The sequence below is a fragment of the Mycolicibacterium agri genome, assembly GCF_002553505.1.
Lineage (GTDB): Bacteria > Actinomycetota > Actinomycetes > Mycobacteriales > Mycobacteriaceae > Mycobacterium > Mycobacterium agri.
The window spans coordinates 172,589-191,752 of the sequence record NZ_PDCP01000003.1 but is presented as its reverse complement, the minus strand read 5'-3'; the positions used below and the strand labels follow the sequence as shown (position 1 = coordinate 191,752).

The 19,164-nt window shown below is 67.0% G+C and carries 19 protein-coding genes; 15 read left to right on the top strand and 4 right to left on the bottom strand.

Going from position 1 to position 19,164, the window contains the following annotated elements:
- Positions 1-55: 55 nt before the first annotated feature.
- The 15 genes from CQY20_RS03195 (at position 56) to CQY20_RS03125 (ending at position 15,043) form a co-directional block, all read left to right on the top strand.
- Entirely contained in the window at positions 56-901 is an 846-nt protein-coding gene (locus CQY20_RS03195; protein ID WP_097938198.1) for a coniferyl-alcohol dehydrogenase, read from the top strand.
- Positions 894-1,883 (top strand): cyclase family protein, encoded by a 990-nt coding sequence (locus tag CQY20_RS03190; RefSeq protein WP_163700685.1) that lies wholly within the window; start codon positions 894-896, stop codon positions 1,881-1,883. The genes CQY20_RS03195 and CQY20_RS03190 overlap by 8 nt, the downstream gene beginning before the upstream one ends.
- Before the next feature lie 9 nt (positions 1,884-1,892).
- On the top strand, positions 1,893-2,483 hold the full coding sequence (locus CQY20_RS03185; protein ID WP_097938196.1) for an NADPH-dependent FMN reductase: 591 nt from the start codon (positions 1,893-1,895) through the stop codon (positions 2,481-2,483).
- Complete coding sequence (locus CQY20_RS03180; protein WP_097938243.1) at positions 2,480-3,310, top strand: alpha/beta fold hydrolase; 831 nt, start codon at positions 2,480-2,482, stop codon at positions 3,308-3,310. Before CQY20_RS03185 ends, CQY20_RS03180 begins: the two co-directional genes overlap by 4 nt.
- Entirely contained in the window at positions 3,311-4,120 is an 810-nt protein-coding gene (locus CQY20_RS03175) for an SDR family NAD(P)-dependent oxidoreductase (RefSeq protein WP_097938195.1), read from the top strand.
- Between the two features lie 132 nt (positions 4,121-4,252).
- On the top strand, positions 4,253-4,906 hold the full coding sequence (locus CQY20_RS03170; RefSeq protein ID WP_234816072.1) for a TetR/AcrR family transcriptional regulator: 654 nt from the start codon (positions 4,253-4,255) through the stop codon (positions 4,904-4,906).
- The gene (locus CQY20_RS03165) at positions 4,907-5,101 is read left to right on the top strand and encodes a ferredoxin (protein WP_097938194.1); all 195 of its coding nucleotides are present in this window, start codon (positions 4,907-4,909) and stop codon (positions 5,099-5,101) included. It abuts the gene before it with no gap.
- Between the two features lie 10 nt (positions 5,102-5,111).
- Positions 5,112-6,353 (top strand): cytochrome P450, encoded by a 1,242-nt coding sequence (locus CQY20_RS03160; RefSeq protein WP_097938193.1) that lies wholly within the window; start codon positions 5,112-5,114, stop codon positions 6,351-6,353.
- Positions 6,354-6,394: 41 nt separating this feature from the next.
- Positions 6,395-7,582 (top strand): amidohydrolase family protein, encoded by a 1,188-nt coding sequence (locus CQY20_RS03155; protein ID WP_097938192.1) that lies wholly within the window; start codon positions 6,395-6,397, stop codon positions 7,580-7,582.
- Positions 7,583-8,824 carry a M24 family metallopeptidase gene (locus tag CQY20_RS03150; protein ID WP_097938191.1) on the top strand — a complete coding sequence of 414 codons (1,242 nt, stop codon included), beginning with the start codon at positions 7,583-7,585 and terminating at the stop codon, positions 8,822-8,824.
- Complete coding sequence (locus CQY20_RS03145; RefSeq protein ID WP_097938190.1) at positions 8,824-9,957, top strand: M24 family metallopeptidase; 1,134 nt, start codon at positions 8,824-8,826, stop codon at positions 9,955-9,957. The genes CQY20_RS03150 and CQY20_RS03145 overlap by 1 nt, the downstream gene beginning before the upstream one ends.
- Before the next feature lie 9 nt (positions 9,958-9,966).
- Entirely contained in the window at positions 9,967-10,914 is a 948-nt protein-coding gene (locus CQY20_RS03140; protein ID WP_097938189.1) for an enoyl-CoA hydratase/isomerase family protein, read from the top strand.
- On the top strand, positions 10,914-13,337 hold the full coding sequence (locus CQY20_RS03135; RefSeq protein ID WP_097938188.1) for a CaiB/BaiF CoA-transferase family protein: 2,424 nt from the start codon (positions 10,914-10,916) through the stop codon (positions 13,335-13,337). Before CQY20_RS03140 ends, CQY20_RS03135 begins: the two co-directional genes overlap by 1 nt.
- 5 nt (positions 13,338-13,342) lie before the next feature.
- A complete protein-coding gene (locus tag CQY20_RS03130) occupies positions 13,343-14,158 on the top strand; it encodes an SDR family NAD(P)-dependent oxidoreductase (RefSeq protein ID WP_097938187.1) in 816 nt (271 codons plus the stop codon).
- Between the two features lie 69 nt (positions 14,159-14,227).
- Positions 14,228-15,043 carry a lysophospholipid acyltransferase family protein gene (locus CQY20_RS03125; protein WP_097938186.1) on the top strand — a complete coding sequence of 272 codons (816 nt, stop codon included), beginning with the start codon at positions 14,228-14,230 and terminating at the stop codon, positions 15,041-15,043.
- Positions 15,044-15,052: 9 nt separating this feature from the next.
- Here the strand turns inward: CQY20_RS03125 and CQY20_RS03120 are convergent, their stop codons facing one another.
- From CQY20_RS03120 to CQY20_RS03105, 4 genes are read right to left on the bottom strand one after another with little or no spacing between them, the layout of a single operon-like run.
- A complete protein-coding gene (locus tag CQY20_RS03120; RefSeq protein WP_097938185.1) occupies positions 15,053-15,898 on the bottom strand; it encodes an SDR family NAD(P)-dependent oxidoreductase in 846 nt (281 codons plus the stop codon).
- Between the two features lie 28 nt (positions 15,899-15,926).
- The gene (locus CQY20_RS03115; RefSeq protein ID WP_097938184.1) at positions 15,927-17,003 is read right to left on the bottom strand and encodes a phosphotransferase; all 1,077 of its coding nucleotides are present in this window, start codon (positions 17,001-17,003) and stop codon (positions 15,927-15,929) included.
- Positions 17,004-17,012: 9 nt separating this feature from the next.
- Complete coding sequence (locus CQY20_RS03110) at positions 17,013-17,849, bottom strand: mycofactocin-coupled SDR family oxidoreductase (protein ID WP_097938183.1); 837 nt, start codon at positions 17,847-17,849, stop codon at positions 17,013-17,015.
- A gap of 36 nt (positions 17,850-17,885) precedes the next feature.
- Positions 17,886-19,100 carry a cytochrome P450 gene (locus CQY20_RS03105; RefSeq protein WP_097938182.1) on the bottom strand — a complete coding sequence of 405 codons (1,215 nt, stop codon included), beginning with the start codon at positions 19,098-19,100 and terminating at the stop codon, positions 17,886-17,888.
- Positions 19,101-19,164 lie beyond the last annotated feature (64 nt).

The window sequence follows — 19,164 nt, the reverse complement described above, 5'->3', positions numbered from 1 at the left end:
CACAAAGACCTCAGCGGACGCTCAGAGCAAGAAATAGGTTCGGTGAGCGGTAGGCATGGGACAGATCGACGACCTCTGGCGTTACGACGGCCGCCGCGCCGTCGTCACGGGCTGCGGTTCGGGCATCGGCGCGGAAGTGGCGCGCCAGCTCACCGAGTTGGGCGCCGAGGTCGTCGGCCTGGACCTGCGCCCACCCACGCTGCAGCTCAAGGACTTTCACGAAGTCGACCTGTCCGACCCGGCGTCCATCGACCGGGCCGTGGCCGCGATCGACGGCCCGATCGACGCGCTGTTCAACATCGCGGGTGTGTCGTCGGGGATTCGTGATCCGCTGCGCGTCGTCACGATCAACTTCCTCGGCACACGGCATCTGACCGAAGCACTGATTCCGGCGATGCCGCCGGGGTCGGCGATTGCCAACGTGTCATCGCTGGCCGCGTCGGCGTACTTGGCCAACGCCACCGTGACCGCGGGCCTGCTGGACACCGCCGACATGGCCGAGGGCATCGAATGGTGTCGAAGCAATCCGGAGCCGGTGGCCGACGGCGGTGGCTACCGGCTGTCGAAGGAGGCCATCATCCTCTACGGGATGGCGAATGTCACCACACTCGGAGCGAAGGGAATCCGGATCAACTGCACCGCACCGGGTGTCACCGACACCCCGATCCTCGACCAGCTGCGCAGCGCGTACGGGCAGGAGTTCCTCGACTCGTTCAAGACGCCTCTGGGTCGTGCCGCCGAGCCCGACGAGCAGGCCAGCGTGCTTGTCTTCCTCAACAGCGCGGCGGCCAAATACATCACCGGCCAGGTCATCTGGGTGGACGGCGGCTCGGTCGCAGAGCGTGTATTCGGCGACATCGCCGATGCCCGCCACGTCGAAAGAGGGGCGAAACATGGCTAGCATGACCGATTTTCGGCGTACTGCCAACGACGTCTGCAACTGGGGCAGGTGGGGCGACGACGACGAGCTCGGCACGTTGAACTTCATCACTGCCGAGAAGGTGCAGCAAGCGGCCAGCCTCGTCAAGCACGGCAAGGTGTTCCCGCTCGGAGTGGACTTCGGGTCGTCGGGGCCACAGGGCGCGTTCCAATACCGGCAGAACCCCACCCACGTGATGACGATCGACGGCGGTGACGCCGAGGCGCTGCGCGAATTCGGGCCCAAATGGCTGAAGAACCCGACCGCCGTTCAGCTCAGCGGCTATTCGGAGAGCGGCCCGATGCGGTTCAACGACGACATGATCATCATGCCGCTGCAGGCCGCCACACAGTGGGACGCGCTGTCCCACGTGTACTACGAGGACAAGCTGTACAACGGGTTTCCGGCCACGTCGGTCACCAGCCTCGGCGCATTCCACTGCGGCATCGACAAGGTGGACGTCAAGGGCATCACATCGCGTGGCGTTTTGCTCGACATCGTGCGCCTGCGTGGTGTGGAGACGTTCTGCGAACTCGGCGACCCGATCACACCGGGCGAACTCGACGAGGCCGCGCGCAAACAAGGCGTCACCGTGCAGCGCGGCGACATCGTGCTGGTGCGAACCGGTTGGTGGGCGCGATTTCTCGAAACCGGCGACGGTGCCGAGCCCGGCGCGGGGCTGGACTGGACCTGCGCGTCGTGGCTGCACGACCACGAGGTCGCCGCCGTCGCGGCCGACAACCTCATGGTGGAGAACCCGGTGTCGGCGGTCGACGACGCGATCCTGCCCATGCACATGCTGTGCCTGCGTGACATGGGCATGATGCTCGGCGAGTACTGGGACCTCAGCGCGCTGGCCGCAGACTGCGCGGCCGACGGTGTGTACGAGTTCCAGCTGATAGCACCACCCCTGCGGATCACCGGCGCTGTCGGATCGCCAGTGAATCCCATTGCAATCAAATAGGTGTCAAGGATGACCGCTAGCACAACCACCGGACCTGCGCCGCTCGTCGTCGGCCTCGGCGGAACGCTGAGGGCCAACTCGTCGACCGAACGGGCGCTGCGCTACTGCCTGGCATCGGTCGAACGCCAGGGCGGGCGGACCAGATTGTTCGCCGCCGAAGACCTCGACCTGCCGATGTATGCGCCGCATGAGTTGGAGCGCACACCGCGGGCCCTCGAACTGGTCGGCGCGCTGCGCGAGGCCGACGCCGTCGTCGTCGGCTCACCCGGCTACCACGGCGCGGTGTCGGGATTGGTGAAGAACGCGCTGGACTACATCGAGGACCTCCGTGACAGCCCACGCGTGTATCTCGACAACACACCGTGGGGTTGCATCAGCTGTGCCTACGGATGGCAGGCCGCCGTCGGCACGCTCGGACAGTTGCGCAGCATCGGTCACGCGCTGCGAGCGTGGCCGACCCCGCTCGGTGTGGCGATCAACTCCGCGGACAGGATCTGGGGCGCCGACGGGGAATTGGTTGACGACTCCGTGCGCAACCAGCTCGACATGCTGGCCACCCAGGTGCTGACCTTCGCCCGTGCCGCGTGGGAAACGGCGTGACCGAGCCCGCGTCCAAGACGCTGTCGGTCGACGGGCTCGTCACGGGTTACCTCGAAGCGGGTGAGGGCGATCCGGTCGTTCTGCTGCACGGCGGTGAATTCGGTGTCAGCGCGCAGATCGGTTGGGAGCGCAACATCGCCGCGCTCGCGTCGCGATACCGGGTGCTCGCACTCGACATGCTCGGCTTCGGGCAGTCGGCCAAGGTCATCGACTTCAACGACGGCCGCGGGATGCGTATCCGACACATCGCGCGGTTCTGCGAAACGCTGGGGATCGAGTCCGCGCATTTCGTCGGCAACTCGATGGGCGCGGTGAACCTGTTCGTCGACGCCACGTCGGAATCGCCGCTGCTGCCCGCTCGCAGCCTCGTAATGATCTGCGGCGGCGGCGAAATCCAGCGCAACGAGCACTCCGCCGCGCTGTACGACTACGACGCCACATTGGCGGGGATGCGGCGTATCGTCGAGGCCCTGTTCCACGATCCGGCATACCCGAACGACGAGGCCTACGTGCAACGCCGCTACGAGTCCAGCATCGCGCCCGGTGCATGGGAGGCGTTGGCGGCGGCTAGATTTCGCCGCCCCGGCCTGGAGGCGCCGCCGCTGCCGTCGAGCAAGCGCACCTACGAACGCATCGAGGTGCCGACGCTGGTGGTGGAAGGCGCGTGCGACAAGCTGTTGCCCGACGGATGGGCCGCCGAGATCGCCGCGCAGATTCCGAAAGGCCGCTCGGCGGTGATCGAGCAGGCCGGCCACTGCCCCCAGATCGAACAACCCGACGCCGTCAACGAGCTGCTGTTGGCGTTTCTCGACGAGGTGAGTGCTTAAGTGAGCAACGAACTGGAGGGCAAGGTCGCCGTCGTCACGGGCGGTGCGTCGGGGTTGGGCGAAGGCCTGGCGCGACGGTTCGCCGCCGAGGGCGCCAAGGTGCTGATCGGCGACATCGACCGTGACGCCGGCGCTGCGCTGGCCGCCGACATCGGTGTCACCGCGCACTTCGTCGAGGCCGACGTCGCAGACATGGAGCAGGTCAGCGGTTTGGTGTCGACGGCCGTCAAGCGGTTCGGCGGCCTGCACGTGATGGTCAACAACGCCGGCATCTCGGGCGCCATGCACCGCCGCTTCCTCGACGACGACCTCGCAGACTTCGACCGGGTCATGCGGACCAATGTGCGCGCGGTGATGGCGGGCACCCGTGACGCCGCCCGCCACATGCGCGACCACGGCGGCGGCTCGATCATCAACCTGACATCGATCGGCGGCATTCAGGCCGGCGGCGGCGTCATGACCTACCGCGCCTCCAAGGCGGCCGTCATTCAATTCACGAAGTCGGCGGCTATCGAGTTGGCGCACTATGAGATTCGCGTCAACGCGATTGCGCCCGGCAACATTCGCACCGCGATCGTGCGCAAGTCCGCGTCGGGCGAGGACCTCAAGAAGCTCGAAGAGTTCGAAAACAAGATCCGCGAGCAGATGCGCAACGACCGACCGTTGAAGCGCGAGGGCACGATGGAGGACGTCGCCGAGGCGGCGCTGTACTTCGCCACCGACCGATCGCGGTACGTCACCGGCACCGTGCTTCCCGTCGACGGCGGCACCGTCGCGGGCAAGGTCATCCCGCGCGCGCCGAGACCATGACGTCTCTGGTCCGCGAGCGTGCACGAAATCAGGGATTTTCCCGGCGTGTCCGACGCAGACACGCCCACTCGCGGGACCTGGAATTTAAATCAGTCGCTTGACTTAATCGGCTCTGGCGAGTTGACTGTGACCGTGACCACCGCCAGGCCACTGCGCGCCGATCGGGCGAGCAGCACGCAAGAAGCAATCCTGAAGGCCGCCGAGCGGCTGTACGCCGAACATGGTGTGTACGCGGTGTCGAACCGCCAGGTCAGCGAGGCTGCCGGGCAGGGCAACAACGCCGCAGTCGGCTACCACTTCGGCACCAAAACCGATCTGGTGCGGGCCATCGAGCAGAAGCACCGGGCGTCGATCGAGCAACTGCTCGAGCGGATGGTCGCCGAAATCGGCGACTCGACCGAGCTGCGGGACTGGATCACGTGCATGGTGTGCTCGCTGACCGAGCACCTGGCGCAACTGGGCAACCCGACGTGGTACGCGAGGTTCGCCGCACAGGCGCTGGCCGACCCGGCGTATCAGAAGGTCGTGGTCAAGGACGCCCTCGCGTCGCCGGCGCTGGTGCGGGTCGTCGAAGGCATCACGCGGTGCCTGCCCGATCTGCCCATGGCCGTGGTCACCGAACGAAACATCATGGTGCGCAACCTGCTGATGCATACCTGCGCCGATTTCGAGCGCGCCTTCGCCGAGGGCGAACCGGTGCCACGCACGACGTGGAGCGCGGTCGCAAGCGGTCTGATCGATGCCATCGTCGGGTTGTGGCGCGCACCTGTCACGGAGCACCCCTGAATGAAAGTGACTGTGAATCAGGACAAGTGCGTGTCGTCGGGACAGTGCGTGCTGAACGCCGCCGAGGTGTTCGACCAGCGCGACGACGACGGCGTCGTCGTTCTGCTCAACGACAGCCCGTCCGACGAACAGGCATCCGACGTCCGCAATGCCGCTGCGGCCTGCCCGGCCCTGGCCATCGACATCGAGGAATGAACCCGAGGATATGTCCGAGACACTGACCGAGAACCCGTCCGGCGTCAACGCCGAGATTCCCGAGTATCCGATGGAGCGCGATCCCCGGTGCCCGTTCGCGCCTCCACCCAAGGTGCTCGAGATGGGTTCGGCCAGACCGCTTTCGCGCGTACGGATCTGGGACGGCAGCACCCCGTGGCTGGTCACCGGGCACGCGGTCGCGCGGGAACTGTTCGCCGACTCGCGGGTCAGCGTCGACGACCGGCGCGAGGGCTTCCCGCACTGGAACGAGCACATGCTCTCCACCGTGCACAAGCGGCCGCGATCGGTGTTCACCTCCGACGCCGAGCAGCACACCCGGTTCCGGCGCATGCTGTCCAAGCCGTTCACGTTCAAACGCGTCGAGGGGCTGCGCCCGGCCATCCAGTCGGTCACCGACGAGTGCATCGACGAGATCCTGGCGGGCCCGCAGCCTGCCGACATCGTCGCCAAGCTCGCGCTGCCGGTACCCACCAGGGTGATCAGCGAAATGCTCGGCGTGCCATACGAAGACCACGAGTTCTTCCAACACCACGCCAACGTCGGGCTGGCCCGCTACGCCACCGCGGAGGACGGCCAGAAGGGCGCGATGGGGTTGGCCCAGTACCTGATCAACCTCGTCAAGGCGAAGATGGAGAACCCGTCCGAGGACGCGGTGTCCGATCTCGCCGAACGCGTCAACGCCGGCGAGATCAGCATAAAAGAAGCCGCCCAACTCGGCACCGGGCTGTTGATCGCCGGACACGAGACGACGGCGAACATGATCGGCATCGGTGTGCTCGCGCTGCTGGAAAACCCCGAACAGGCCGCACTGCTAAGGGATTCCGACGACCCCAAGTTCATCGCGAACGCCGTCGAAGAGCTGATGCGCTACCTGTCGATCATCCAGAACGGCCAGCGCCGGGTGGCCATCGAGGACATCGAGATCGCCGGCGAGACCATCCGCGCCGGCGAGGGCATCATCCTCGACCTGGCACCGGCGAACTGGGATGCGTCGGCCTATCCCGAGCCCGACAAGCTCGACCTCACCCGCGACGCCGGTCAGCAGCTGGGCTTCGGATACGGCCGCCATCAGTGCGTCGGTCAGCAGCTCGCACGCGCCGAGCTGCAGATCGTGTTCCACACGCTGCTGCGCCGCATCCCGACGCTGAAGCTGGCCATCCCGATCGATGAGGTGCCGTTCAAACACGACCGCCTCGCCTACGGCGTCTACGAACTTCCGGTGACCTGGTAGCACCGACAGCCCTGTCCCACAGCCCGATTGGAGTACCGACGATGTCCGCTCCCACAGCGACGCTCTATCCGCCGGAAGGCTTCGGCGCCCCCAAGCACCGGCATGCGCGTGCGGCCGCGGAGGCCAACGGCAGCCTGAGCGCCCAACTCGGCCTGCCCTCGGGCACCGAGATCTTCTCCGCCGACAACCACATCTCGGTCGCCGACGACATCTTCTATGAACGCTTCCCCGAGGAACTCAAGGGCCAGGCGCCGCGCATCTGGTACGAAGACGGTGCCTACATGGTCGGCATCAACGGCAAGTCGTGGGTCGGCGGCGATTTCGGCCGCGTGCTGATGCAGTACGACGACATGGCGGGCGCGGCCACCAACAACATCGAAGCGCGCATCCGGGAACTGGCCGACGACGGCGTCGACAAGGAACTCGCCTTCCCGAACGCGGTGCTGGCGCTTTTCCACTACCCGGACAGGACGCTGCGTGAGCGGGTTTTCCGCATCTACAACGAGACGATGGCCGAGCTGCAGGAGCGCAGCAACGGCCACTTCTACGGCGTCGGGCTGATCAACTGGTGGGATCCCAAGGGCACGAGGAGCACCCTCGAGCAGTTGAAGTCGTTGGGCCTGAAGACGTTTCTGCTTCCGCTGAATCCGGGTAAGGACGACGACGGCAACATCTACGACTACGGCAGCAGCGCGATGGACGCCGTCTGGGACGAGATCGAAGACGCCGGGCTTCCGGTCACCCACCACATCGGCGAGACACCGCCGAAGACGCCGTGCCAGCACAACAGCGTCGTCGTCGGCATGATGATCAACGTCGACTCGTTCCGTGAGCAGTTCGCCAAGTACGTCTTCTCCGGGATCCTGGATCGCCACCCGAAGCTGAAGATCGGCTGGTTCGAAGGCGGAATCGCCTGGGTGCCAACCGCTCTGCAGGACGCCGAACACCTGCTCGCGTCCTACCGGCACATGTTCAACCACGACCTGCAGCACGACGTCCGCTATTACTGGGACAACCACATGAGCGCGTCGTTCATGGTCGACCCGCTCGGCCTGCAGCTGATCGACCGCATCGGCGTGGAGCGGGTGTTCTGGTCGTCGGACTACCCGCACAACGAGAGCACCTTCGGGTATTCCGAGAAGTCGCTCGCCACGGTCGTCGACGCGGTCGGCCCAGACGACGCCGCCAAGATCGTCAGCGGAAACATCAAGAGGTTCCTGGGTATCTAGATGACAACATTCGCAACCAGGGGCAGCTCCGCGATCGACATCCCGGATCTGCCCGACACCGCCCGCATGTACCTGGAGTGCGGGGCACGTCTTCGCGATTCCATGAAAGAGAAGGGCGTCGACGCGGTCATCCTGCTGGGCAACGGCAACGTCGTGTACGCCACCGGCATCAGCTGGCCGCTGCTGGATGCGGGTCTGTCGCACGTCGAACGACCGGTCGCGGTCGTGCTGGCCGACGACGAGCACCCGCACGTGTTCATGCCGCTGCGGGAGGGCTCGGCGTCGGAAACCGAAGTGCCCGAGGACCACATCCATCCGCCGCTCTACCTCGAATTCGACGAGGGCGTCGCGCGTTTCGAGTCGGTGCTGGCCGAGTTGCTGCCCGCGGGCGCAAAGGTCGCCGTCGACGAGTTGACCGGCGCCATGCGCAGGGCCCAGGCGCGGCTGTTCGCGTCCGGACCGCCGTCGGACGCCGCGCCGGTCGTCGGCACCGCCAAGCTGGTCAAGACGCCCGACCAGATCTCGTGCGTGCGCAACGCCTGCCGCATCACCGAGGAAGCGATGGTCGACGTGCAGAAGGCGCTCGCACCCGGGGTGCGCCAGGTCGACCTGTCGGCGGCGTTCGTGCGCCGGGCCTTCGAACTCGGCGCCACCGCCAACATGCTCGAGGCGATATGGCAGGTGATGCCCACCACCAAGACGAGCGGTTCGGTGTGGACCACCACCGGCGACCTGGCGCTGCCGCTGCTCACCACCGAGCGGGAACTCGAACGCGGCGACGTGCTGTGGACCGACGTCAGCATCACCTACAAGGGGTATTGCTCGGACTTCGGCCGCACCTGGCTCGTCGGCGACGAGGTGTCCGACCGCCAGCACGCGCAATTCGAGAAATGGCAGGAGATTCTGTCCGCGGTGCTGTCGGTCACCAAGGCCGGTGCCACCAGCGGTGACCTGGCGCGCGCCGCGATCGCCGCCAACGGCGGCGCCAAACCGTGGCTGCCGCACTTCTATCTGGGTCACGGCATCGGCACCAACGCCGCCGAAATGCCGATGATCGGAACCGATCTCGGTGAGGAGTTCGACGACAACTTCGTCTTCCCCGCAGGGATGCTGCTGGTGCTCGAGCCCGTGGTGTGGGAGGACGGCACCGGCGGCTATCGCAGTGAGGAGATCGTGGTGATCACCGACGACGGTTATCAATCGATCACGGACTACCCCTACACGCCGTACGGACGGAACTGATGGCGCTCGAAATCCTTCCCGACCCAGCCGAATTGCGCCGCGGCAGGCGCGAACGCGCGCTGGCGCAGATGGCCGCCAACGACATCGACATCCTGGTGCTCGGCAGGCAGGCCAACGTCCGCTACGTCACCGGCGCGCCGCAGTTGTGGGTGGCGGGCACCCGCCCGTTCGGGCCGATCTGCGAAGTGATCCGCTCGACCGGTGAGATCCACCTCAACAGCACGTGGGACGAGGGCATCCCCGACGAGATCGGTCACGATCACCTCTACGGGCTGGCGTGGAATCCGATGACGCTGATCGACGTGCTCAAGAAGCTGCCGGGCGCCGAGAGCTTCCGTCGCGTCGGAACCGACTCCCTGACACCGACATTCGCGCAACTGCTGCCGATGGCGTTCCCCAACGCCGAGATCGTGGACGCCGAACCGGCGCTACGGGCGGCCCGGCGGATCAAGACGGTCGACGAGATCGCCGTGCTGCGCGGGGCGCTGGGCGTCGCCGAACGCGCACTGGATGCGGCCCGCGCCGAACTGGCGGCCGGTGTCACCGAGCAGACGCTCACCGGCGCGATGCTGGAGGCGATGGCCGCGGGCGGTGTCACCACACCCGCGACCCAGGACGGCGCCTGGATCACGCCCAAGGACCACTCGTGGCGCCGAGGCGCGATCGACGGCCGCGTGGCTGAAGGCGACCTGGTCGCGTTCTCTGCAGGCGCCCTGGCCGACGGCTACGTCGGCGAGGTCGGCAGGACCTGGCCGGTCGGCGACGTGGCAGGCGCCGACGCGCTGTATCGGCGGTCGGAAGCCCTGTGGGACAAGCTGATCGCCGCATGCCGACCCGGCGCCGCCGCGACTGCACTGCTGGACGCCTACGAAACCGCAGGCGAGCCGTTGCCCGCCACGCCCGTTGCGCACGGCCTGGGCCTCGGCTTCGACCCGCCCGTCATCTCCGCCGACCTGCCGGCGACGTGCGGCGACGAGAAGCTGGAGCCCGGCATGGTGCTCGCGGTCACCGGCTACGTGTGGGAACCCGGCGTCGGCGCGGTGTTCAGCAGGGACGCCATCCTGATCGGTGACGACGGGGCCGAGGTGCTCACGTCCAGCCCGACGTACGGCGCCGTATCGGCGACGGCCTGAGCCGGGCAGATGGCGTCAGATGCGCGGCCGCCGGCCGAACAGATCGTCCTCTACGAGAAGGATCCGGCGACCAAGATCGCGACCATCACATTCAACCGGCCCGAGCGGCTGAACGCGCCGACGGCCGAGGCGCGGCTGCGATACGCGGATCTGCTGCGCGCAGCCACCGTCGACGACGACGTGAAAGTCGTCGTGATCCGCGGTGTCGGAGACAATCTCGGCAGCGGGGCCGACCTGCCGGACTTCATGGCGTCCTCCGACGAGGAACGGCTGGCCGAATTGCGGCTCGAGGGCGCCGATGTCACCTATCCGCCGAAGGAGTCGTTTCGGCACGGCGCGACGATGGGGCAGTGGTACGCCAACGTGGCCGCGGGCAACCGGGCGCTGCAGGAGCTCAAGAAGATCAGCATCGTCGAGGCCAAGGGCTACTGCTACGGCTGGCACTTCTACCAGTGCGCCGACGCCGACCTGGTGATCTCCTCCGACGACGCACTGTTCGGCCATCCGTCGTTCCGCTACTTCGGCTGGGGACCGCGGATGTGGACCTGGGTGCTGACAATGGGGCTGCGCCCGTTCCAGGAGATGGTGTTCACCGGGCGACCGTTCACCGCCGAGGAGATGCGGGCCTGCCACTTCGTCAACAAGGTGGTGCCGCGGCACCAACTCGAGGCCGAGGTATCGAAGTACGCGCTGGCGTGCGCGCGTAACCGCCCCGTGGACAGCATCTTTCAGCAGAAGATGTTCTTCGAGGTCGTCAAGCAGTTCCAGGGCGAGTATCTGGGCAGTCTGCTGTCGGCGGCGTTCGAATCGATGGGCGGTGCCGCTCGCCCCGACGCGGACGACTTCATGCTCGGCGATGCGATCGACGCGGGCCTCGCCGACGCCGTGAACGAGAACGACGCGAAGTTTCCTCCGGAGTTCCGGTTGAGCAAGAAGAACCGCAAGGAGCAGCCGTAGTGGCGGCGCTGGACGGATTCACCGTCGTCGACCTGTCGAGCGGCATCGCCGGCGGCTACTGCACGAAGCTTCTCGCCGACGGCGGCGCGCACGTCATCAAAGTCGAATCGCCCGAAGGTGATTCGCTGCGACGCTGGTCGGCGTCGGGCGCCGGCATCGCCGACGGCGACAGCGCACTGTTCAGCTTCCTGGCCTGCTCCAAGCACAGCGTCGTCGTCGACCCGGACCGCGCCGAGGACACCGACCTACTGCGGGACATGCTGGCGGGCGCGGACGCGGTGGTGTGGTCGCGAGGGTCGGCCGTCGTCGGGCGTGACGAGTTCGCCCCGGCCGCAATAGCCTCGGCTCATCCCCACCTGACGGTCACGGCGATCACGCCGTTCGGCCTCGACGGCCCGTGGTCGGACAAGCCCGCGACGGAATTCACCACCCAGGCGTGGTCGGGCGGCGTCATCGGCCTCGGCCGCGGCGCCCAGGACCGCCCGCCGGTGCATGTGGCGGGCCAGATCGGGGAGTGGCTGGCGGGCGCGTTCGCCGCCGCGGGCACTCTCGCGTCGTCGCCCGGTCTGGTCGACGTCTCAATGCTCGAAGCGCAAATCCTGTGTCTGACTTACTATTCCGTGTCATTCCACGACGCGCTCGGTCGGCCGTTCCGCGACCAGCGCAGGCTGACCGTTCCCGGCGTCGCCACCGCGGCCGACGGCTTGGTGGCGCTGGGCTGCGGCACCGCGCAGCAGTGGTTCGACCTGTGTGCGATGACGGGCCACGACGACTGGATCGACGAGCAGTCGGACCTGTCCATCACCGAACAGGCCAACATTCACGCCGACGACATCTACCGCTGGGTGCGGGAGAACCGCGTCGACGACATCCTGGAGCTGTCCACCGCGTTCCGCATTCCGAACGCGCCCGTCGGCAACGGCGCCAACGTCACATCGTTCGACCAGTTCGCCGCGCGGGGCAGTTTCGTCGAGAACCCACGCGACCGGTTCACCCAGCCCGGCCCGCCGTACCGCACCACTCCGTCGCTGCTGCGGGCCCCGCAACCGGCTCCCCGCCTCGGCCAACACACCAACCTGTATCGCCCAAACGGACATTTGGGCGTGAAAAAGGGCGATTTTTCCGCCCAAATGTCGGTTTCGGCGCAGGAAGGGGCGGGGCTGGGGATCGAGGGATTGCGCGTGCTGGACATGACGAGCTTCTGGGCCGGGCCGTCGTGCACCCACGTGCTCGCCCAACTCGGCGCCGAAGTCATCCACGTCGAGTCCGCGGCGCGGCCCGACGGCACCCGGCTGATCGCGGGCGTGCCGACCACCGAGGAGCAATGGTGGGAGCGTTCGCCGATCTTCTCCGGGCTCAACACCAACAAGAAGAGCGTGACGCTCGACATCCGCTCCGAGCGCGGCGTCGAGCTGCTGAGGCGGCTGGTGAAGACCTGCGACGTCATTGTCGAGAACTACACACCAAGGGTTCTCGACCAGATCGGGCTCGACTTCGAGGCCGTGCACCGGCTGCGGCCCGACGCGATCATGATGCGCATGCCGGGCTTCGGGCTGGACGGCCCGTGGCGCGACAAGCCCGCGTTCGCATACGTCATCGAGGATGCCTCCGGAATCACCTGGCTCACCGGGTATCCCGACCAGAACCCCGTCGAACCGTACGCGGTTGGCGACCCCAACGCCGGTGTGCACGGCCTCAACGCACTGTTGCTGGCGCTGGCGCATCGGCGCCGCACCGGGGAAGGCGTGCGGATCGAGGCCGCGATGGTGGACGCCGCGGTCAACGTCGCCGCCGAGCAGATCATCGAATACTCCGCGTACGGCAACCTGCTGCAGCGCGACGGCAACCGCGGACCCGCCGCCGCACCGCAAAACCTCTACCGCACCAGCCAACTCGACGAGTTCAGCAGGCCCGACGACTGGGTGGCGATCGCGGTGACCACCGACGAGCAGTGGGCCGGCCTGGTGGCGGCCCTCGGTGACCCGTCCTGGGCCGACGACGAGCTGTCCGACGTCGCGGGACGACGCCGCCGCCACGACGAGATCGACGAACACCTCAGCCGATGGTGCGCGACACGAACAGGCGACGAGATCGTCGAGACCCTCTGGGCCGCAGGCGTGCCCGTCGCAAAGGTGATGCAGCCGCACCGCGTCGGCGACCTTCCGCAACTCGTGCACCGCGGCTTCTACGAACACGTCGACCACCCCGTCAACCCGACCGCTCGTCACAGCACGCTCCCGATGCGAATCTCCTCGGGGCCGCGGCGCCACCACCGCGCACCCGCGCCGCTGCTCGGCCAGCACAACCGCGAGGTGCTGTCCGGCCTCGGGCTGAGCGATGAGGAGATCGCCGAACTCGAAGATCACGGCATCATCGGCACCGCACCCGCAGGCCTTGGCATCCGCACCACCAAGACGGGGTAACGCACATGGCCATCGATCCGTCGAACATCCTGCTGACCGGGCGCGTCGCCGTCGTCACCGGCGGGGGAGAGGGCATCGGGCGCGGCATCGCGCAAGGACTGACCGCATTCGGCGCCAGAGTCGCCATCTGGGAACGCAACCCGAACACCTGCGCGGCGGCCGCCGACGCCGTCGGCGCTCTGGGCATCGTCACCGACGTCCGCGACAGCACCCAGGTCGACACCGCGCTGGAGCAGACAGCCAATGAGCTTGGCCCCGTGAGTATTCTGGTCAACAACGCAGGCGGGACGTTCGCCTCACCACTGCTGGAGACCACCGAGAACGGATGGGACGCCCTGTACCGATCGAACCTGCGCCATGTGCTGTTGTGCACGCAGCGGGTGGCCCGGTGCCTCGTCGAGGCCGAACTGCCCGGCAGCATCATCAACGTGACATCGATCGAAGGATGGCGAGGGGCGCCCGGTTACGCGGCGTACGCGGCCGCCAAGGCCGGCGTCATCAACTACACCAAGACGGCCGCCCTCGAACTGGCCACCCACGGCATCCGGGTGAACGCGCTGGCGCCGGACCTGACAGTGACCGAAGGGCTGACGCGGATCGCGCAGGACGGCGTGCTCGCCACGGCCAGCCGCATGATCCCCATGCGCCGCGTCGGGCACGTCGACGAAATGGCGGGCGCGGCGGTGTTTCTCGCCTCCGACATGTCCAGTTACATCACCGGGCAGACCATCCACGTCGACGGCGGAACGCAGGCGGCAGACGGGTGGTACCACAACCCGCGCACCGGTGACTACCAGTTGGGCCCCGGCCACGAGCGCTGAACTCGTCGCTCGGGGTGTGGCCGACGCCCGCTGTGGGTATGGGCATCCCAGCGCGGACGAAGGAAACACATGGGCGACAACGGCGTCGACGACATCGGCACGGACCCGGCCACCAAATGGGACCCGGCCTTCACCGAACGCGTCAACACGTGGGTCGGCCCCGCGATCAGGCGGTACTTCCGGGCCGAGGTGCGCGGCCTCGACGCGATCCCCCGCCAGGGCGGCGCGCTGCTGGTGTCCAACCATTCGGGCGGGATGTTCACGCCCGACGTGCTGATCTTCGCGCCGGCGTTCTACAACCAATTCGGCTACGACCGTCCGCTGTACACCCTCGCCCACTACGGGCTGTTCATCGGGCCGATGAACGACTGGCTGCATCGCGTCGGGGTCATCGAAGCCAGCCGGGACAACGCGGCGAAGGCGTTGCACACCGGTGCACTCGTGTTGGTGTTTCCCGGCGGAGACTACGACTCGTACCGTTCGACGTTGCAGGAGAACACGATCGACTTCGCCGGCCGCACCGGATACGTTCGGACGGCCATCGAATCCCGTGTGCCGATCGTGCCGATGGTGTCGATCGGCGCGCAGCAGAACCAGCTGTATCTGATCCGCGGCGACTCGATCGCCCGACGGCTGGGCCTGAAGCGTGCGCGGCTGGAAATCCTGCCGATCAGCTTCGGGTTCCCGTTCGGGTTCTCGATGATCTTCCCGCCGAATGTGCCGCTGCCGACGAAGATCGTCACCCAGGTGCTCGACCCGATCGACGTGGTGAAGGAGTTCGGCGACAATCCCGACATCGACGCGGTCGACGCGCATGTCCGCCACGTCATGCAGGCCGCGCTCGACGAGTTGGCCGACAAGCGGCGCTTCCCGATACTCGGCTGAACCGGAGGCTCAGTGGCTCCAGCCCCCGGCGGCTTGCTCGTCGAAGGTGCGATCGATGCGCTCGAAGCGCCGCCGGATCGATTCCCGGGCCGCGCGGTGCGGAAGGATGTACAACCGGTTGGCGACGACCGAGTCGGCGGTAAGCCGTGCCACCGCGTCGACGTCCACACTGCTGTCGGTCGGTGCCGCCAGCGCCGACAGATCCTGCGCGGTCTCCTCAGTCTGCTCGCTGCGGGCGCCGTAGTCGCCGCTTCTGATGCGCTGCGAGTTGGCGATCAAGTTGGTTTCGATGATCATCGGGCAGAGCACCGAGACCCCGATGCCCTCGCTTTTCAGCTCGCGCGACAGGCCTTCGGCCAATGCGACCACACCGAACTTCGCGACGGAGTACGGGCCGAGGTAGGCGTTGCCGACCAGCCCGGCGAATGACGACGTGAACATGATGTGGCGGTCGCCGCCCTGTTCGCGCAGGCGCGGCAGGAACGCCTCGACGCCGTGAATCGGACCCCACAGATCGACGTCGATCACCCAGCGCCAGTCGCCGGGGGTGACATCGGCGATCGGCCCCGCATAGGCGATGCCGGCGTTGTTGAAGACCAGGTTCACCTCGCCGAGCCGCCGAAACGCTTCATCGGCGAGGTGCTCGACGGCGTCCAGCTTGGTGACGTCGCAGACGACCCCGTGCGCGTCGGCGCCCTCGGCGCGCAGTTGCTCGACGGCCGAGTCGAGCGTTGCCTGATCGATGTCGGCAAGCACGACGTGTGCCCCGCGGCGGGTGAACTGCCTGGCGCACGCGAAACCGATTCCGCTCGCCCCGCCGGTGATGACTGCGCCGCGGCCCTCGAATGTCTCCACTGCGCGAGACTATCCCGCGGCCGGGCAACTAGGCGATGGCGTCGATCGCTGCACGGGTGTCGAGGTCGACGAAGGCCTGCGCGTAGCGCTGCACCAGGGCCAGGCAGATCTCCGGACGCTGCCATGCGTCGCCGCCCGACAGCGTCGCCATCCAGATCGCCAGCCCGTGGGCGACGGACGCGCGGTATCGCAGCAGCATTTCCGCGGCGCTGGGCATCTCCTCGGCGGGCAGCGTCAGCGCGTCGCGGTATTCCTCGAGCAACTCCCGCTCGCTGCGACGCCTCTGCTCGATGGTCAGTGCGCCCTGAAGGAAGTAGCCGAGATCGAGCGAGAAGTTGCCGCGGCGCACCATCTGCCAGTCCAGGAAGCCGGCTTCGTCGTCGGGCAGCACATAGGTGTTGCCGATGTGCGGATCGCCGTGCAGCAGCGTCTGGGGCGACGACGGTCCGGTCAGCGTCGCGATGTAGCGGGCCCAGATGTCGACGAACAACTCCTCGCCGCTCAACGCGGGGATTTCGGCGGGCACTGCGTCGCCCAACCGCTCGCGAGCGATGTCCAACGGCGCGTACTGAAGCCCGTCGAAGGCGACGAACGGTTCCACCCAGCCGAGTGCGGGATGGCGTGTCAGCCGGTCACCCCAGTACTGGCTGTGCAACCGGGCAAGACCGCGGACCCCGCTGGCCGCTTGGTCGACGGTCATCGGCCGGGTGGAGTCGCGAGGATCGCCGCCGCGGGCGACGACGTCCTCCATGATCATCAGGAAGTCGGCGCGCTCCTCGTCGATCAGCGCCACGTACACCGCCGGATGATCAAGCGGCAGCGGCACTTCCGACGCGAACAGTCGAGGCTCGTGGTACAGGCCACTGGTCAGCGCGACGAGTTCGGCATGCGCCGGGTCGACCGCCTTGGCGAACACCGTCGCGGGCCCCGAGCCTGCCGCATAGCTCAGCTCCAGGCGCGCGCGCCGGTTGGTGCCGTCGTCGCGAAGTGCGACCCGCACCCGGTCCACGACGACGCCGGGATGGTGAGAACCGAGCGCCGTCGTCATCCACTCAGGTGTGATCGCCTCCCAGCTCTGCGGGATCGACAGCTCCGCAAGTGTCACGGGGCGCCGCTACTTCAGGCAGCTGCCGCCGTCGACCGGAAGGGTCACACCGGTGATGTAACGGGCCTCGTCGGAGGCGAGGAACAGCACGGCGTTGGCGATGTCCTCCGGGTCCACCCAGCCGATCGGCAGCGTGTGCATCATCTGCGCGACGACCTTCATGTCGTCGGGACCCGGGTTCTCCAGATCGGGCCGGAACAGCTTCATGGTGCCTTCGTTCATGAACAGCGGGGTGTTCACATTGGTCGGGTGCACCGAGTTCACCCGGATGTTCTGCGCGCCGAGTTCGACAGCGAATGTCCGCATCAGGCCCACCACACCGTGTTTGGCGGCGACGTAGTGCCCGGTGTGCGGGTAGGCCTTCAGGCCCCCGACCGAACTGGTCAGGATGATCGACCCGCCGCGGCCACCAGCAAGGATATGCGGCACACCGGCTTTCACCGTCTTCCAGACACCGCCGAGGTTGACGTCGATCATGTCGGTCCAGTCGCCCTCGCTGGTCTTGTCCAGCGTCGCACCGCCGTTGCCGATGCCGGCGTTGGCGACGATGATGTCCAGCCGGCCGAGCTGCTCGACGCCGGCGTCGACGGCGGCCTTGAGGGCCTCGAAGTCGCGGGTGTCGACCTCGGCGGTGTAGATGCGGCGGTTAAGCCCCTTCACCAAGTCGGCTGTTTCGGCCAGATCCTCGGGGGTGGCCAGCGGAATCCGGACGCTGTCGATCTGCTTACAGATGTCGACGGCGATGATGTCGGCGCCTTCTTCGGCCAACCGCACGGCGTGGGCGCGGCCCTGCCCGCGCGCGGCGCCGGTGATGAATGCGACCTTGCCTTCTACACGTCCTGCCATATTCGCAACCTCAATTCGTCGATAGCGGGTGGGTTTTCACTTGAGCACAGCCGGCATGGATTCCCAGCCGCGGACAGTTGATGTCGGGGACAGCGACGCGTTGGCCATGTCGACGTCCCACTCCGGGAACCGTTTGAATATCTCCTCCAACGCGACGCGTCCCTCGAGGCGGGCCAGCGCCGAGCCGAGGCAGTAATGGGTGCCGACGCTGAAGGCCAGATGCTGGCGCACCTCGCGGTGGATGTCGAAAACGTCGCCGTCGGGCGGGAATTGGCGATGGTCGCGCACCGCGGAGCCGATCAGCATCATCATCACGCTGCCCTCGGACACGGTCTGGCCGTAGAACTCCACGTCGCGGGTCACGTAGCGGGCAACGTGCGGCGCGGGAGGTTCGAAACGCAGTAGCTCCTCGATCGCCTGCGGAATCAGCGACGGGTTCTCCACGAGCTCACGGCGCTGGTCGGGATGATCGGCCAAAACCTTGCCCGCCCAACCGATCAGCCGCGTCGTCGTCTCGTTGCCTGCGCCGGCCACGACATTGAGGTAGGTGAGCAACTCCTGGCGCGTCAAATGGCGGGTGGTGCCGGTTTCGTCGACGAACTCCGCGTTGAGCAGTTCGGTCATGATGTCGTCCGACGGGTGCTCGGCCCGCCAGTCGATGTAGGTCTGAAACAATTCGCCGAACGCCATGCCGGCCCCCTCGGTTTTCATCGGCTGGCCCGCCTCGGTGCGCAGCTGCGCGTTGGCGTGGTCGCGGATCATCTCCTGATCGTCTTCGGGGATGCCGAGCAGTGCGCTGATCACCCTCATCGGCATCTGCGCGCCGAGGTCGGCGACGAAGTCGAAGCGCTCCGCCCCGATCAGCGGGTCGAGGCACTGTGCGCAGAACTCCCTGATCACCGGTTCCAGCGCGTTCACCTTACGGGGGGTGAACATTCGGGCCAGCAGCTTGCGGTGGATGTCGTGGATCGGTGGATCCTCGAAAATGACCGTGCCCGGCGGGATCTCGATGTTGGCTTTGATCAATTCGACGATGGCGCCGCGCGCGGAGCTGAAGGTCTCGTGATCGACCAGCGCCCTGTTCACGTCGGCGAAGCGGCTCAGCGCGTAGAAGTCGTGTTTGGCGTTGTAGTACAGCGGTGCTTCCTCACGCAGCCGCCGGAACGTCGGGTACGGGTCGGCGTTGATGCCGACGTCGTACGGGTCGAAGTAGACGTCGCTGGTGGCGGTTCTGGGCGCATCGAGTGTCACGGTGTCGCCTTTCGCGGAGACCAGGACGGCGTAAGACAGATGGATGTCACGTGTCTCACAAACT

Bases quoted from the DNA above. Each gene is read 5' to 3' on its own strand.
- CQY20_RS03155 (WP_097938192.1), top strand. From the start codon at position 6,395: ATGTCCGCTCCCACAGCGACGCTCTATCCGCCGGAAGGCTTCGGCGCC.
- CQY20_RS03145 (WP_097938190.1), top strand. From the start codon at position 8,824: ATGGCGCTCGAAATCCTTCCCGACCCAGCCGAATTGCGCCGCGGCAGG.
- CQY20_RS03110 (WP_097938183.1), bottom strand. From the start codon at position 17,849: ATGGCAGGACGTGTAGAAGGCAAGGTCGCATTCATCACCGGCGCCGCG.
- CQY20_RS03130 (WP_097938187.1), top strand. From the start codon at position 13,343: ATGGCCATCGATCCGTCGAACATCCTGCTGACCGGGCGCGTCGCCGTC.
- CQY20_RS03125 (WP_097938186.1), top strand. From the start codon at position 14,228: ATGGGCGACAACGGCGTCGACGACATCGGCACGGACCCGGCCACCAAA.
- CQY20_RS03150 (WP_097938191.1), top strand. From the start codon at position 7,583: ATGACAACATTCGCAACCAGGGGCAGCTCCGCGATCGACATCCCGGAT.
- CQY20_RS03160 (WP_097938193.1), top strand. From the start codon at position 5,112: ATGTCCGAGACACTGACCGAGAACCCGTCCGGCGTCAACGCCGAGATT.
- CQY20_RS03190 (WP_163700685.1), top strand. From the start codon at position 894: ATGGCTAGCATGACCGATTTTCGGCGTACTGCCAACGACGTCTGCAAC.
- CQY20_RS03140 (WP_097938189.1), top strand. From the start codon at position 9,967: ATGGCGTCAGATGCGCGGCCGCCGGCCGAACAGATCGTCCTCTACGAG.
- CQY20_RS03185 (WP_097938196.1), top strand. From the start codon at position 1,893: ATGACCGCTAGCACAACCACCGGACCTGCGCCGCTCGTCGTCGGCCTC.
- CQY20_RS03195 (WP_097938198.1), top strand. From the start codon at position 56: ATGGGACAGATCGACGACCTCTGGCGTTACGACGGCCGCCGCGCCGTC.
- CQY20_RS03165 (WP_097938194.1), top strand. From the start codon at position 4,907: ATGAAAGTGACTGTGAATCAGGACAAGTGCGTGTCGTCGGGACAGTGC.